This window comes from Ruegeria sp. N4 (assembly GCF_056531425.1).
Genome location: NZ_JBQFLT010000002.1, coordinates 39,953 through 56,201 on the forward strand (window position 1 = coordinate 39,953; position 16,249 = coordinate 56,201).

Below are 16,249 nucleotides of genomic sequence, written 5' to 3' on the forward strand. Positions count from 1 at the left end.
GAGATGCCATTCTGAAACAGCACCTTGCCGATTTCGGATACCGCAAGGCTGGTGATTTTGGCTCGTCCCGAGGTGTCAGCTGGTGTCCTTTCTGTCTCATGCTGAGGCTCAGCAAGATGCGAGCAAAGACGTCAGGGCTTTACGAACAGTTTCCGGGGGCGGTTGCAAAAACATTCTGCCGGGCCGGACTCGCGGATCAGAATGGATTCGGTGATCTCCAGACCCCAATCCTGCATCCACAGACCCGGCATGAAGTGGAAGGTCATTCCGGGTTCCAGGATGGTCTCGTCTTCATCCCTCAGAGAAATTGTCCGCTCGCCCCAATCCGGCGGGTAACTCAGGCCAATCGGATAGCCGCACCGCGCGCCGCGTTCGATCCCGGCGCGTTCCAGAGGGGCTGCCAGAGCGGCTGCAATATCCCGCGCCCGGTTGCCGGCGCGCGCCGCGTCCAGCCCGGCCTCCAACCCTTCGACCAGCGCCGCTTCGGCCCGTTTCATCTGCTCCGGCGGCTCGCCCAGAAAGACCGAGCGGCAGAATGGGGCGTGGTAGCGCCGGTAACACCCTGACAGTTCAAAGAACGTGCATTCACCAGATTTGAACACGTCACCGTTCCAGGTCAGATGCGGCGCAGCTGCATCCGATCCGGACGGCAACAGCGGCACAATCGCAGCGTAATCGCCCCAATCCTCACCAACTCCGGTGATCGCGTCGTGATAGATCTGCGCGACCAGTTCGTTCTTGCGCAGGCCCGGTTCGACCCTGTCCAGCACACCATCGACAATATGCTCGGAAATCCGCGCCGCCTTGCGCATCAGGGCGATTTCTTCGCCGGATTTAACCGCCCGCTGCCAGTTGACCATGGCGGTGGAATCCACAAAACGCGCGTTGGGCAGTTCGGCCTCTAACGTCTGATGGGCCTTGGCCGAGTAGTAGTAATTGTCCATCTCGACACCGATACGGCTTTTGCCATGACCGAACCGGTCGATGACCTGCGCCAGATCCTGCATCGGATGACGGGTTGTGGATTGCACAAAGTGATCGGCATATCCCAGAATGCGATCATCCCCCATCCACACCGTCCGCAGTGCGCCGTTGCTGTCTTGCTGCCGCCCCCACCAGACCGGATCTGCATCGAGGAAGACCAGCACCCCCTGATGCACATAGAAGGACCACCCCTCATACCCTGTCAGCCAGGCCATGTTGGACGGGTCCTGAACGAACAGACAATCCAGACCTTTCGCCGCCATCGCGGTGCGGGTCTTGGCCAGGCGGCGGTTATATTCGTCTTGAGTGAACGCAGGGTCGGAATGAGTCATCGCCACCTCGGGTTATGAAACAGTTTGCGTTGACACAACCGCACCAAATGGCTCAGGTCAACGCAACGCAACGCAACGCAACGCAACGCAACGAAACGAAACGAAACGAAACGAAACGAAACGAAACGAAACGAAACGAAACGTCGGAGGTCCCATGCACACTGTCAACAACCCGCATCGGCGGGGTCAGAAACTGGCACCATCCGCCCCTTATCCATCGACAGATGCGGCGCGCGTGGCCGACCTGCTAGCGCAGTGCCCGGCAGCCAGGGAAACGCCATTGGTCGAGGTTTCAGGTCTGGCGCCGGTCGCGCGTCTGTGGGTCAAGGATGAACGCGGGCGGATGAACCTGGGATCGTTCAAGGCGCTTGGTGCGGCTTATGTGATCGCCCGGCATGCTGCCGAAGAAAAAGGCAAGCCGGACGCGACAACATTGCAGGGGCGTACTTACGTGACCGCCAGTGCAGGCAATCACGGGATGAGTGTCGCAGCCGGAGCCAGAATGTTCGGCGCGAAGGCTGTCGTTTACATTGCCGACAAGGTGCCCGAAACCTTTGCCGACCGCCTGCGCGCGCAGAATGCGCAGGTTGTGCGTGAAGGCACGGACTATGCCGCCAGCATGGACGGCGCAAGCACGGCTGCCCGCGACAACGGCTGGATCCTGCTGTCCGACAGTTCGTGGGAGGGGTATTTTGACCTGCCTCACACGTTGATGGAGGGCTATTTGCAGATGGCCGCCGAAGCAGTGGAGCAATGCCCCGAGCCCCCGACTCATATCCTGCTGCAAGCTGGCGTCGGCGGGCTGGCCGGGGCGGTCGCGGCGTATGCGCGTACCGTGTGGGGAAACGCGCCGAAGATCATCGTGGTCGAGCCCGAAGATGCGCCCGCCCTTCAGGCCAGCATTTCAGCAGGCGAATGCGTTTTCGCCGATGGCCCGGACAGCGTCATGGGGCGGCTGGACTGCAAGGAACCCTCGCTGATTGCGCTGAACGGGCTGGCCCGCGATGCGGATCAGTTCCTGACCCTCAGCGATGACGAAGTGACGAGACATCTGGATGCGATGGCGGATGCGGGGCTGGCAACAACGGCCTCGGGCGGGGCCGGGGTTGCTGCCGTGATGAGCGCCGAGGCTCGGGCCGCAACGGGCATCGACGAAAACGCGCGCGTTCTCTGCATCCTGTCCGAGGTCGCGGAATGAGGGGGTTTGACCCGACCGAATTTCAGGCCCGAACCGAGCGTGCTCAACGACTGATGGATCAGGCGGGCCTGTCGGCGCTGCTTTTGACCACGGAAACAGATGTCCGGTATTTCACCGGCTTCCTGACCCGGTTCTGGGAAAGCCCGACCCGGCCCTGGTTTCTGATTGTGCCTGCCAGCGGCAAACCGGTTGCGGTGATCCCTTCGATCGGCGCGGCCCTGATGGCACAGAGCTGGATCGACGATATCCGAACGTGGTCCTCACCGGATTTACAGGATGATGGCGTCTCGCTTCTGGTTGACGCGCTGGCCGAACTGGCCCCTTCGGACGGTGTCATAGGGCTGCCGGATGGGCATGAGACCCACGCCCGAATGCCGCTGGCCGATCTGGAGCGGGTGCGTCAGGCCATCACTCCGCGCAGCCTGTCCGGCGATCATGGCATCCTGCGCCAGTTGCGCATGGTCAAATCTGCCGCGGAAATCACCAAGCTCGAAACCGCTTGCGGGATCGCCGGGCGCGCCTTTGCCCGAGTCCCGGAAATCGCGCGGGAAGGCGTGGCGCTGGATGAGGTGTTTCGCAAGTTCCAGATGCTCTGTCTGGAGGAAGGCGCGGATTGGGTTCCCTACCTTGCCGGGGGCGCAGAGCAAGGCGGATATAGCGATGTGATCTCGCCAGCCAGTCCCACCCCGCTGGCCAAGGGCGATGTGCTGATGCTGGACACCGGACTGGTCTGGGACGGGTATTTCTCGGATTTCGACCGCAACTGGTCAGTCGGACCGGCAACGCCCGCTGTCCGCGCGGCCCATGCGCGGCTGATCGAAGCCTCGGACGCGGCGTTTCAGATCGCCCGACCCGGTGCCACGGCATCGGATCTGTTCTATGCCATGAACACCATTCTGACCGCAGATAGCGAAGGAACCGACGCCGGGCGGCTTGGCCACGGGCTGGGCATGTCGCTGACCGAATGGCCCTCGCTCATCCCGACGGATCATACGGTGCTGGAACCCGGAATGGTTCTGACGCTGGAACCCGGCATCGCCGTGGCGGACAAGATACTGGTGCACGAGGAAAACATCGTGATCACCGAAGATGCACCGCGTTTCATCAGCCCCCGCAAAGGGCCGGAGGTGACCCAGCTATGACACCTATCCCCTATACTCTGGACGCTGACGATCCGGCTGCCACGCCGATGGGCCTGATCGTGCTGCAAACCGACGAAACGCTTGAGCCCGAGTTCAGCGACTATTTCTCGGACCGGAAATATCCGATCTACGTCACCCGCATTCCCAGCGGAATCCAAGTGACGACCGGCACGCTGGCCGAGATGGAAAACGCCCTGCCCGCCGCTGCCGATTTATTGCCCAAGGCGCGGCCATACAAAGTTGTCGGTTATGGCTGCACCTCGGCCAGTTCGGTGATTGGATCAGATCGTGTTGCCCAAATGGTCAAGAAGACCTGCAACACGGCCGAAGTGACAAACCCGTTGCGGGCCGCCGTGGCCTGCGCCGCGAATCACGGTGTTTCGAAATTCGCGCTTCTGTCGCCTTATATTGAGGAGGTGAACATCCCTCTGCGGCGCGCATTTGCTGAAAACGGAATCTCGACCGATGTTTTTGGCACATTCGGCGAATCAGAAGAGGCAAAGGTTGTGCGGATTTCCAATGATTCGGTTGTCTCGGCAGCCGTTGAATTGGGGTCTGATCCACAGGTGGATGCTGTTTTCTTAAGCTGTACCAACCTCAAAACTTTGTCAGCACTGCCGGAAATACGGGCGCGGCTTGGAAAGCCTGTATTATCAAGCAATCAAAGCCTTGCGTGGCACATGCGGCGCCTGAATTCCGTCAATTGAATTGTCAATTCGAGACCCCAGGAACAAAAAACGACATTCCTTGTTGCAAAACGTATTCGGCTTGGTCTTAATTCATGCGGACAGATCAATGAAATCCGGAGAAACCGGATAATCATTTGACGAAACAGGGGGTCTTGTGACCGAAGCAATGAATGACGCCGCGTTTGTCGAGTTTCAACGCGTTCAGAAGTCTTATGATGGCGAAAACCTCGTCGTTAAAGATCTTAACCTAGCAATGCCAAAAGGCGAATTTCTGACCATGCTCGGGCCGTCGGGCTCTGGCAAGACCACATGCCTTATGATGTTGGCCGGGTTCGAAACTGCCACCCATGGCGAGATTTTGCTGGACGGCAAACCCATCAACAACATTCCACCGCACAAGCGCGGAATTGGCATGGTGTTCCAGAACTACGCGCTGTTCCCGCACATGACCGTGGCCGAGAACCTCTCGTTCCCGCTGGAAGTGCGCAAGCTGGGCAAGTCCGAACGAGAGGCCAAGGTCAAACGTGCGCTGGACATGGTTCAGATGGGTGCCTTTGGCGGACGTCGTCCGGCGCAACTGTCCGGTGGTCAGCAACAGCGGATCGCACTGGCGCGCGCGCTGGTGTTCGAACCCGAACTGGTTCTGATGGACGAACCGCTGGGTGCGTTGGACAAGCAGCTGCGCGAGCATATGCAGTTCGAGATCACCCGCCTTGCGCATGAGCTGGGAATTACCACCGTTTACGTAACCCACGACCAGACCGAAGCGCTGACCATGTCAGACCGTGTCGCGGTGTTCGACGATGGCCGCATTCAGCAGCTTGCACCGCCGGATCAATTGTATGAAGAGCCGGAAAACAGCTTCGTTGCGCAGTTCATTGGCGAGAACAACACGCTGGAAGGCGTGGTCAAGTCAATCGACGGCGACACCTGCCTGATCCAGCTGGACGACGGCTCGGAAATCGATGCGGTGCCGATCAACGTGCACAATCCGGGCGAACGGACCAAGGTCTCGATCCGGCCCGAGCGGGTCGAGTTCAACAAGGACCGCCTGCACGCCGACGCGCATACGCTGAAAGCGACGGTCAAGGAATTCATCTATATGGGCGATGTCTTCCGCTTCCGCATGTCGGTTGCCGGAAACGACGATTTTATCGTCAAAACACGGAACGCCCCCGACGCCATTCGCCTGCAGGCCGGTCAGGAGATCGAGATCGGCTGGCTGGCACAGGATTGTCGTGCGCTCGACGCATAGACCAAGCCGCGCAAAACAAGCGGAGCTATACGAGAGGGACCGGCTGATGAAGACCCGTGCATCAGCTGACCACATACATAAACGGGATGAACTGGGAGTTACACATGAAAGCAACCAAAACCCTTCTGACCACTGCCGCCGTTGCAATCGCTGCGGGCGGCGTGTCCGCGCAGGAAATGACGATCGTTTCCTGGGGTGGCGCATATTCCAAGTCGCAGCTTAAGGCATATCACGAGCCCTATTCGGAAAAGACCGGCGTCACCATTCTGAACGATGACAGCTCGGCCGAAGCGGTTGCCAAACTGCGCGCGATGAACGAAGCGGGCAACATTACATGGGATGTGGTCGATGTTGTTGCCGCCGATGCGATCCGTCTGTGCGACGAAGGTCTGGCGATGGAAATCGACCCTGACACCATGCTGGCCCCTGCCCCCGATGGCACGCCCGCGTCCGAAGACTTTGGCGACCTGCTGGTCAGCGACTGCTTTATCCCGCAGATCGTGTATTCGACCACATTCGGCTACCGCACCGATCTGGTTGGTGACACACCGCCTACCGATGTCTGCGCCGTATTTGATCTGGAAGCCTATCCGGGCAAACGCTCGCTGGAGAAGCGCCCGATCAACAACATGGAATGGGCCCTGATCTGCGATGGCGTTGCGAAGGACGATGTCTATGACGTTCTGGCAACCCCGGAAGGTCAGGATCAGGCACTGGCCAAGCTGGACACCATCAAGGACAGCGTTGTCTGGTGGTCTGCCGGTGCTGACACGCCGCAGCTGCTGGCGGATGGCGAGGTCATCATGGGCTCGACCTATAACGGTCGTCTGTTCAGCGTGATCGAAGAGCAGAACCAGCCCGTCGCCATGCTGTGGGACGCGCAGGTGTTCGATCTGGACGGATGGATCATCCCGGCTGGTCTGAGCGAAGAGCGTCAGAAGCAGGCGCTGGACTACATCATGTTCGCCACCGACACTCAGCGTCTGGCGGATCAGGCCAAGTGGATCTCGTACGGTCCGGCCCGTGCCTCGTCGGCTCCGCTGGTGGGTCAGCATGCCGATCTGGGCATCGACATGGCACCGCACATGCCGACCGATCCGGAAAACGCAAAGAACACGTTCCTGTATAACTACGAGTTCTGGGCGGACTACCGCGACGACATCGACGCCAAATTCCAGGCGTGGCTGGCACAATAAGCCGGACCTGACGACATAGGATTGTCGGGGGCGGTGCGCCGCCCCCAGACCAAGACAAAACAGGGAATAACGATGACGGACGCAAGCGATAATGCAGGGCCAATGCTGGCGGCAGATGGGACGCCGCTGAAACAGTCGCTGGCCCGTTCTTTGCGGCGACAGAAAATGCGGGCTTTGCTGCTGATTGCCCCTTTGCTGCTGTTCGTGATGTTCTCGTTCATCATTCCCATTGCCTCGATGCTGTTCCGCTCGGTCGAAAACAGCATTGTTGCGGACACGCTGCCTCTGACCGTCGAAGCCCTCAAGGATTGGGACGACACGTCGGGCGAGTTGCCGGATGAGGCCGTCTATGATGCATTCGTGCGCGATATGCTTGTCGCCATCGACAACAAACAGCACACCCGTCTGGGCTCGCGTCTGAACTACGAAGAAACCGGCATGTCTTCGATGTTCCGCAGATCCGGGCGGCAAATCAACAAAATGGATCCGGAAACGGACGGTCCATTCAAGGAAAAACTGATCGACGTGCACGATGGCTGGGGGGACCCAAAGACCTGGGCCGTGATCAAAACCCACTCGCCTGCTGTTACCAACGGTTATTTCCTGAACGCGGTCGACATGCGCCGCACGCCCGAAGGCGCGCAGGCCCAGCCCGAGGACAAACAGATTCTGATCAAGCTGTTCGGGCGCACGCTGTTCATGTCTTTGGTGATTACGGGGGCCTGTATTCTGCTGGCCTATCCGGTCAGTTACCTGTTGGCGACCTTGCCGATGCGGGTGTCGAACCTGCTGATGATCCTTGTCCTGCTGCCCTTCTGGACCTCATTGCTGGTGCGAACTTCGGCGTGGAAAGTAATGCTGCAACAACAGGGGGTGATCAACGAAACCCTTGTCTGGCTAGGGCTGGTGGCGGATGACGCGCGGCTTGTGATCATCAACAACCAGATCGGTACGATCATTGCGATGACGCATATCCTGCTGCCGTTCATGATCCTGCCGATGTATTCGGTGATGCAGACCATCCCGCCCTCTTACACCCGCGCGGCGAAATCGATGGGCGCCACCAACTGGACCACGTTCTGGCGCATCTACTTCCCGCAATCCATTCCGGGTATCGGCGCGGGATCGATCCTCGTGTTCATTCTGTCGATCGGCTACTACATCACGCCCGAGATCGTGGGCGGCACCAAGGGCGTCTTTATCTCGAACCGGATCGCCTATCACATCTCGTCCTCGCTGAACTGGGGGCTGGCCGCGGCACTGGGGACGATCCTTCTGGGCGTCGTGCTGTTACTCTACTGGGTCTACGACAAGATCGTCGGCATCGATAACGTGAAGCTGGGATAATCAAAATGGCCGCACTGACTCCGATTTCCCGCAAACCCATGTCCATGGTCCTGCCCAGCGTCGCGCTGGCAGGGGCCTTCGCCGGTATCTTTGTCGGCGCAGGCAACGGATCGATCCTTCTGGGCCTTCTGGGCGGCGCTGTCCTGATTGCCGGGCTGGCCTGGGTTTACATCAACCTGCTCAAGAACGAGAAGCTGGCCCGCTGGGTCAACATCCTGGGTTTCGGCATTGTTGGCTTTCTGGTCGCCGGCCCGATGGGCGGCGTTCTGGGCCTGCTGGGCGGCTGGTTCTTTGCCTGGTTCACCTACTGGCTGTACGAGGGGCGTTATCGGCAGAAACTGCTGCCCTATTTGACCCCGAAACAGGTATTCTACCACTATCTGTTCCGGGTGATCTGCGGTGCAATCTTTGTGTTCCTGATCACGCCGATCCTTGTGGTTCTGCCCCTGTCGTTCAACGCACAGGACTTCTTTACCTTCACGCCCGAGATGCTGCGGCTGGACCCGGAAGGTTATTCGCTGAAACACTATCGCGACTTCTTCACCAACAATGAATGGCAGCGCAGCTTCAAGAACTCGCTGATCATCGCGCCGATTGCGACGGTCATCTCGGTCTCACTGGGAACACTGGCCGCCATCGGGCTCAGCCAGTCCCACGTGCCGGGACGGCGGGCGATCATGGGGATCCTGATTTCGCCGATGATCGTGCCCCTGATCATCTCGGCCACCGGCATGTTCTTTTTCTACAGCGACATCGGGAACTTCCTCGAAGGGACGCTGGGTATGAACAAGAACTTCGTGGGTTACGTAAAAGTGATCCTAGCGCACGCCGTTCTGGGCATCCCCTTCGTCATCATCACCGTGACCGCGACGCTGGTGGGCTTTGACCGGTCGCTGACGCGGGCGGCGGCCAATATGGGTGCAGGCCCGGTGCGGACCTTCTTCAAGATCCAGATGCCGCTGATCCTGCCGGGCGTGATCTCGGGCGGCCTGTTTGCCTTCATCACCTCGTTTGACGAGGTTGTGGTGGTGCTGTTCGTCGGCTCGGCCAGCCAAAAGACGCTGCCCTGGCAGATGTTCACCGGCCTGCGCGAGCAGATCAGCCCGACCATTCTGGCGGTCGCCACGATCCTTGTGGTGTTGTCGATTGCTCTGCTGACCACGGTTGAACTGCTGCGCCGCCGGTCCGAGCGTTTGCGGGGTCTCTCGCCCGCTTGACGCAGGGACAAAGCTGATCTAACGATTCACCTGTTCACCCCAGCCGCGATGGCGTCGCGGACGCACTGGGGCGAACGGCTCTCGGAACCCGAGACCGCCTGTCCTGAACGCCGGGACAAGTGGCCGGGCTTTGCATACCCGGCAAAGATGAGAGACCAAGGATGAACGATATAGCTCAACGCCCCGAATTCTTCACTTGCCACAATGGTGACAAGGCCCCCCTGCCCTTTAGCAAAGCCGAATACAGCCGCCGCCTGAGCGCCCTGCGCGCCATCATGGCCAAGCGCGATATTCCGGCGGTGCTGCTGACCTCGATGCAGAACATCGCCTATTACTCGGGCTTTCTGTATTGCTCGTTCGGCCGCCCCTATGGCTGCGTTGTCACGCAGGACGCCTGCACCACCGTTTCGGCCAATATCGATGCGGGCCAGCCCTGGCGACGCTCGGTTGACGAGAATGTGATCTACACCGACTGGAAGCGTGACAATTACTGGCGCGCCGTGGCCAGCCTGATCGGCGGCGCGAAGCGGATCGGGATTGAAGGCGATCACATGACCCTGGCCGCACGCGACACCGCGCTGCGGATGCTGGACACACCTGAACTGATCGATATCGCACCCGACACGATGTTCGCCCGTATGGTGAAATCCGCGGAAGAGATCGAACTGATCAAAGGCGGCGCGCGCACCGCTGATGTCGGCGGCGCCGCCATCCACGCGGCCATCCGCGAAGGCGCGACCGAGATCGAGATCGCCATGGCCGGACGCGACGCGATGGAAGAGGAAATCGCGCGGGCATATCCCGACTCCGAAATTCGCGACACATGGGTCTGGTTCCAGTCCGGGCTGAACACGGATGGTGCCCACAACCCGGTCACCAAACGGGCGCTGCAAAAGGGCGATATCCTGTCGCTGAACACCTTCCCGATGATCTCGGGCTATTACACCGCGCTGGAACGCACCCTGTTCCTGGGCGAGCCGGACACCGACAGCCTGCGCCTGTGGAAGGCCAACGTGGCCGCGCATGAACTAGGCCTCAGCCTGATCAAACCCGGCGCGACCTGCTCGGGCATCACCGCCGAGATCAACCGGTTCTTCGCGGATGAGGGCCTGCTGCAGTATCGCTCGTTCGGCTATGGCCACTCGTTCGGGATCCTCAGCCACTATTACGGGCGTGAGGCCGGTCTGGAACTGCGCGAAGATATCGACACCGTTCTGGAGCCCGGCATGGTCGTCTCGATCGAGCCGATGCTGTGGATCCCCGAAGGCCAGCCCGGCGCGGGTGGCTATCGCGAGCATGATATTCTGGTCGTGGGCGAAGACGGGGCCGAGAATATCACCGGCTTCCCCTATGGGCCGGGCCACAACATCATCGGTGCCTGACCGATCCGGGGTGGGGCCTGTGCCCCACCCCATTTTCCTGCGGCTGCGCGCTGAAAGCCCTATAAATAGTCAGCAATACAACCGTTTCGGGGCCATTTCGGCCGTTCCCCTTGCAAACTCGGATATGTTCGTCAAACTTCCTGCATGGGAGAATTCTTTGACGAAATGTACAATGGCGACGGATCTCTGCGCGGTCCTTACGAAGAAATCGGTCGCTGGTTTAATCACGAAGATGTCGCCAGATTACGGGCAAAACAGCGCGAAGCCGAAGAGGTCTTTCGCCTGACAGGCATCACTTTCAACGTCTACGGCAAGGCCGAAGCGGAAGAAAGACTGATCCCCTTCGACATCATCCCCCGCATCATCTCGGGCCGCGAATGGCAACGGCTGGAACGCGGGATCGAACAACGCGTACGCGCGATCAACGCCTTTCTTTACGACATCTATCACCGGCAGGAAATTGTCCGCGCCGGTCGCCTACCGCCCGAGATGATTGCCGCGAACGAGGCGTTCCTGCCCCAGATGATCGGTGTCGCCCCTCCGGGCAAGATCTACACTCATATCGTCGGCATCGATCTGGTCCGCACCGGGCCGGATGAGTTTTACGTGCTGGAAGACAATGCGCGCACGCCCTCAGGCGTCAGCTATATGCTGGAAAACCGCGAGACGATGCTGAAGATGTTCCCGGAACTGTTCAGCGCCAACAATGTGCGCAACGTCTCGGACTATCCGCGCAATCTGCGGCGGTCGCTTGCCGCCTGCGCGCCCGATTGTGCCGAAGGTGAGCCGAGCGTGGCTGTTCTGACGCCCGGCATCTATAACTCGGCCTATTACGAGCATGCGTTCCTGGCCGATCAGATGGCGGTGGAACTGGTCGAAGGCCACGATCTGCGCGTGGTCGATGGGCGCGTCTGTATGCGCACCACGCGCGGATATCGGCCCATCGATGTGCTCTATCGCCGGGTCGATGACGATTTTCTGGACCCGCTAAACTTCAACCCCGACAGCGCACTTGGCGTTCCGGGCATTCTGGACGTCTACCGCGCAGGCGGCATCACCATCGCCAACGCGCCGGGCACGGGCATCTCGGACGACAAGGCAATCTATTCCTACATGCCCGAAATCGTCGAGTTCTACACCGGCGAAAAGCCGATCCTGCAAAACGTCCCGACCTGGCGTTGCGCCGATCCGAAATCCCTGTCCTACGTCCTCGACAACCTGTCCGATCTGGTGGTGAAAGAGGTTCACGGTTCGGGCGGCTACGGGATGCTGATCGGCCCGACCGCCAGCAAGAAAGAGATCGCAGCCTTCAAAGCAAAGCTAAAGGCGCGCCCGGCCAACTATATCGCGCAACCTACGTTGTCGCTGTCCACGGTTCCGATCTTTGCCCGCTCGGGGCTGGCCCCCCGCCATGTGGACTTGCGCCCCTTCGTGCTGGTCTCGCCCGACGGGATCAAGATCACGCCCGGCGGGTTGACGCGGGTTGCACTAAAAAAGGGATCGCTGGTGGTGAATTCCAGCCAGGGTGGCGGGACCAAAGACACCTGGGTACTGGAGGACTAAGCCATGCTGGGAAAAACTGCAGGTGGATTGTTTTGGATGTCCCGCTACCTGGAACGCGCGGAAAGCACGGCCAGATTGCTGGAAACCGGCCAACGCATGGCGCTGACCCGCACCCAGAACTCGGTCGAGGAATGGAGTTCGGTCCTGCGCACGGCGGGCGTTCTGGGCACCTATCAGGAGAAATATGACGAGGTCACCCGCGACAATGCGGTCGACTGGGTGCTACGCGATGGGGATAACCCGTCATCGGTCTGGTCCGTTGTCAAACAGGCGCGCGAGAATGCAAAACTGGTGCGCACGGCGCTGACCCATGATGTCTGGAGCGCAGTGAACGCCACATGGATGCAACTGGACGAGGCCCTTCGGCGCAAGGTGAACGAACGCGACTTGCCCGGCCTGCTGGAACTGATCCGCCATCAATCGGCGCTTGTGCGCGGCGCCATACTTGGCACCATGCTGCGCAACGACATGTTCGACTTCACCCGCATCGGCACCTTCATCGAACGCGCCGATAACACCGGGCGCATTCTGGACGTCAAATATTATGTGCTGTTGCCAACGGCATTCTCGGTGGGATCGTCGCTGGACAATATCCAATGGGAAAGCATCCTGCGATCCGTCGGCGCTGGCGGGGGCTATCGGATGACGCATGGCCAAAAAACCTCGCCTTCGGACATCGCGCAATTCCTCATACTGGACCAGCGCATGCCGCGCAGCCTACATTTCTGTTGCCGCAAGATTCAGGAGAATCTGTCGTACCTGAAAAAAGATTACGGCTTCGCCGGTCCATCCTGCGAGGCGTCCAATGCGCTGTACGACAAATATCTGGATCGCGACATCGCAGATATCTTCGAGTTTGGCCTGCATGAGTACATTCAGGAATTCCAGAACGATCTCGCCGGGCTGAGCCGACAGATCGAAATCGATTATCGTTTCTATGAGTAAGCCATGAAACTGCACATCCGACACGAAACCCGATACGATTTCGACGCCCCGGTGCCCTTTGGCCTGCAACAGCTGAGGAAAACGCCCAAGTCGTTCCGCAACCAGAAAATCGACAGCTGGACCACGCAAGTCCTTGGTGGCCGCAAAGAGCTGAGCTTTGAGGATTATCACCGCAACACGGTGGAACTGATCAGTTTCGAGCCTAACACGCAAAGCGTCTCGCTGATCTCGGAAGGCGTGGTCGATATCTCGGACACCCACGGCGTTCTGGGGCCTCATGAAGGGTCGATCCCGCTGTGGCTGTTTCAGCGCGACACGCATCAAACCAAGCCCGGCAAGGGCGTGGCCGCACTGATCAAATCCCTGCCCGATGGCGAACCGCTGGACCGGTTGCACGCGCTGTCGGCCGCGATCCGCGATCATGTGACCTACAAGATCGGATGCTCGGAACCCGACTGGACAGCCGAAGACGCGTTGGAGGCTGGCTGCGGCGTCTGTCAGGACCATAGCCACATTTTTATCACCTGCGCCCGCGCACTTGGCATTCCGGCCCGCTATGTCTCGGGCTATCTGATGATGAGCGATACCGAGGTTCAGGACGCCACCCACGCCTGGGCCGAAGCGCATCTGGACGGGCTGGGATGGGTCGGATTTGACATATCGAACGGAATATCCCCCGACAGCCGCTACGTCCGTGTTGCAACCGGTCTGGACTATGCGCAGGCTGCCCCGGTAAGAGGAAGCAGAATTGGGGCAGCGGGCGAGCAATTGACAGTGCAATTGCAGGTCGCACAGCAGTAACGGAGACCAAGATGACCTATGCTGTGGGGATGCGGCTGAACCGTGGGCTGGTGTTCATGTCCGATACCCGCACCAATGCAGGCGTTGACAATGTCTCGACCTTCAACAAGATGTTCAACTGGACGGTCGAGGGCGACCGTTCGATCACCATTCTGACCGCTGGCAATCTGGCCACGACGCAGGCGACGATCAGCCTGCTGGAAGAACGCACCAAGGTGCCCGCAGACCGATCCCCTTCGATCCTCGAAGCACCGACGATGTTTCAGGTCGCGCAACTGGTTGCCGATACGCTGAACGACGTCATCGAACAGCACGCCCGCTCGGGCCAACAGGCCGACAGCGCCTTTCACGCCACGCTGATCCTGGGCGGCCAGATCAAGGGCGGACCATCGCGCCTGTTTCTGATCTACCCCGAGGGCAATTTCATCGAGGCGGGCGACGAAACGCCGTTCTTCCAGATTGGCGAAACCAAATACGGACGCCCCATTCTGGTGCGTGCCTATGATCCCGACATGAGCTTTGCCGAAACGGTGAAACTGCTGCTTGTCAGCTTTGATTCGACCATCAAGGCCAACCTGTCCGTCGGCGCACCGCTCGACCTGTTTCTTTATGACGAAGACAGTTTCGAACCCGGTCAGCGCACCCGGTTCGAAGGGGACGATCCCTATTTCCGAACCATCTCGGATGGGTGGGGGGACGCGCTGAAATCTGCGCTGTCGAAACTGCCGGAATATGCACCTGATTAACGGGGGGTGTTCGGACCTTTGGGTCTGACAGACGGCAAGCCGAATCTCTTCCTTTTCGAAGGTGAAAACCGCAGTCGGAGATGATGACTGCGGTTAATTTTTCATTTTCGGTAATTTCAGCCACATTTTTGAAAAAATACGCAGGCCCTGATTTTCAACGCGTTAAGGCATTTTTTCACTCAGCAAAAAACATTTTCGAGAAAATTGCAGTTTCCCCCGCCCGATAAGACAATTTCGTCAAAGCGGAGGAAGCGAAAATGTCCAACCAGAACCCGGTCTTTATTCCCGGTCCAACGAACATCCCCGACAGGTTGCGGCTGGCGATGCAGGTGCAGACTCAGGACCACCGCGCCCCCGATTTTGTACAGACCTTCGCGCCGGTGCTGGAAGACACCAAGAAGGTTTTTGGCACAACCGAAGGTCAAATCATCACCTTCCCCGCCAGCGGAACCGGAGGGTGGGAGGCGTCGATCACCAACACGCTCAGCCCCGGCGATACCGTCCTGGTCGCGCGGTATGGCATGTTCAGCCATCGCTGGATCGACCTGTGTCAGCGCCACGGTCTGGATGTGCGGATCATCGAATGCCCCTGGGGCAGTGGCGCACCGGCGGATAAATTCGCCGAGACTCTGGCTGCGGATAAGAGCCATGAGATCAAGGCCGTTCTGGTTACTCATAACGAGACGGCCACCGGCGTGCGTTCGGATATTGCGGCGGTGCGCAAGGCGATGGATGCCAGTGACCACCCAGCGATGCTGTTTGTGGATTGCGTCAGTTCGCTGGCCTCAATGCCTTTTGCCTTTGATGACTGGGGCGTCGATATTGCGGTTTCGGGCTCGCAGAAGGGGTTCATGCTGGCGACCGGCATGGCGATCCTGTGCGTCAGCCCCAAGGCGCTGGCAGCGATGGAAACGGCCCAACTGCCGCGCACCTTCTTTGATTTCCGCGACATGATGAACGCCAACGCCTCGGGCGGCTTTCCCTACACCCCGCCGCTGCAATTGATCTATGGCATGCGCGAAAGCCTGAAGATGCTGTTCGAGGAAGGCTTGGACAACGTCTATGCCCGTCATTTCCGTCTCGCCGAGGGCGTGCGCAAAGCCACCGCCGCATGGGGGCTGGATCTGGTGGCGCAGTCCCCCGATCTTTATTCGGATACGGTCAGCGCGATCTATGTGCCCGAAGGCTTCGACAGCAATGCCCTGACCGACCACGCCTTCAACGCCTATGGCGTCAGCTTTGGCATCGGGTTGGGCGAGATGAACGGCAAGGCCTTCCGCATTGGCCATCTGGGCAGTCTGACGGATGTGATGGTTCTGTCTGGCCTCGCGACCATCGAAATGGCGATGGCCGACCTGAATTATCCAATCGAGTTGGGCAGCGGTGTTGCAGCGGCTCAGGAGTACTTCCGTCTGGGCCACGCCAATCCCATGCAATCCGCAGCGTAAGGAC

General features: G+C 59.5%; 14 protein-coding genes. 13 read left to right on the plus strand and 1 reads right to left on the minus strand.

What is annotated here, in order from left to right:
* Positions 1-131 precede the first annotated feature (131 nt).
* The gene (locus ACR0LW_RS05115; RefSeq protein WP_480881789.1) at positions 132-1,316 is read right to left on the minus strand and encodes a M24 family metallopeptidase; all 1,185 of its coding nucleotides are present in this window, start codon (positions 1,314-1,316) and stop codon (positions 132-134) included.
* Between the two features lie 154 nt (positions 1,317-1,470).
* On the opposite strand from ACR0LW_RS05115, the gene ACR0LW_RS05120 reads away from it, so the two are divergent.
* From ACR0LW_RS05120 to bhcA, 13 genes are all read left to right on the plus strand, one after another.
* Positions 1,471-2,514 carry a pyridoxal-phosphate dependent enzyme gene (locus ACR0LW_RS05120; protein ID WP_480584415.1) on the plus strand — a complete coding sequence of 348 codons (1,044 nt, stop codon included), beginning with the start codon at positions 1,471-1,473 and terminating at the stop codon, positions 2,512-2,514.
* Positions 2,511-3,656: a M24 family metallopeptidase gene (locus ACR0LW_RS05125; RefSeq protein WP_480881790.1), complete on the plus strand. Its 1,146-nt coding sequence runs from the start codon at positions 2,511-2,513 to the stop codon at positions 3,654-3,656. Before ACR0LW_RS05120 ends, ACR0LW_RS05125 begins: the two co-directional genes overlap by 4 nt.
* Positions 3,653-4,363 carry a maleate cis-trans isomerase family protein gene (locus ACR0LW_RS05130; protein ID WP_480881791.1) on the plus strand — a complete coding sequence of 237 codons (711 nt, stop codon included), beginning with the start codon at positions 3,653-3,655 and terminating at the stop codon, positions 4,361-4,363. The genes ACR0LW_RS05125 and ACR0LW_RS05130 overlap by 4 nt, the downstream gene beginning before the upstream one ends.
* Positions 4,364-4,511: 148 nt before the next feature.
* Positions 4,512-5,600, plus strand: a complete 1,089-nt coding sequence (locus tag ACR0LW_RS05135) for an ABC transporter ATP-binding protein (protein ID WP_480881979.1) — start codon at positions 4,512-4,514, stop codon at positions 5,598-5,600.
* 104 nt (positions 5,601-5,704) lie between these two features.
* The gene (locus tag ACR0LW_RS05140; RefSeq protein WP_170622430.1) at positions 5,705-6,796 is read left to right on the plus strand and encodes an extracellular solute-binding protein; all 1,092 of its coding nucleotides are present in this window, start codon (positions 5,705-5,707) and stop codon (positions 6,794-6,796) included.
* A gap of 72 nt (positions 6,797-6,868) precedes the next feature.
* The gene (locus ACR0LW_RS05145; protein ID WP_170622431.1) at positions 6,869-8,143 is read left to right on the plus strand and encodes an ABC transporter permease; all 1,275 of its coding nucleotides are present in this window, start codon (positions 6,869-6,871) and stop codon (positions 8,141-8,143) included.
* A 5-nt stretch (positions 8,144-8,148) separates the two neighbouring features.
* Positions 8,149-9,360 carry an ABC transporter permease gene (locus tag ACR0LW_RS05150; protein WP_170630803.1) on the plus strand — a complete coding sequence of 404 codons (1,212 nt, stop codon included), beginning with the start codon at positions 8,149-8,151 and terminating at the stop codon, positions 9,358-9,360.
* Between the two features lie 161 nt (positions 9,361-9,521).
* The gene (locus ACR0LW_RS05155; RefSeq protein ID WP_480881792.1) at positions 9,522-10,742 is read left to right on the plus strand and encodes an aminopeptidase P family protein; all 1,221 of its coding nucleotides are present in this window, start codon (positions 9,522-9,524) and stop codon (positions 10,740-10,742) included.
* A gap of 144 nt (positions 10,743-10,886) precedes the next feature.
* Positions 10,887-12,305, plus strand: a complete 1,419-nt coding sequence (locus tag ACR0LW_RS05160; protein ID WP_480881793.1) for a circularly permuted type 2 ATP-grasp protein — start codon at positions 10,887-10,889, stop codon at positions 12,303-12,305.
* Positions 12,306-12,308: 3 nt separating this feature from the next.
* Entirely contained in the window at positions 12,309-13,250 is a 942-nt protein-coding gene (locus ACR0LW_RS05165; protein WP_170622435.1) for an alpha-E domain-containing protein, read from the plus strand.
* 3 nt (positions 13,251-13,253) lie between these two features.
* A complete protein-coding gene (locus ACR0LW_RS05170) occupies positions 13,254-14,051 on the plus strand; it encodes a transglutaminase family protein (RefSeq protein ID WP_480584403.1) in 798 nt (265 codons plus the stop codon).
* A gap of 11 nt (positions 14,052-14,062) precedes the next feature.
* Positions 14,063-14,797, plus strand: a complete 735-nt coding sequence (locus tag ACR0LW_RS05175; RefSeq protein WP_480584401.1) for a proteasome-type protease — start codon at positions 14,063-14,065, stop codon at positions 14,795-14,797.
* A gap of 257 nt (positions 14,798-15,054) precedes the next feature.
* Positions 15,055-16,245 carry an L-aspartate--glyoxylate aminotransferase BhcA gene (gene bhcA / locus ACR0LW_RS05180; RefSeq protein ID WP_480584399.1) on the plus strand — a complete coding sequence of 397 codons (1,191 nt, stop codon included), beginning with the start codon at positions 15,055-15,057 and terminating at the stop codon, positions 16,243-16,245.
* Positions 16,246-16,249: the final 4 nt, after the last annotated feature.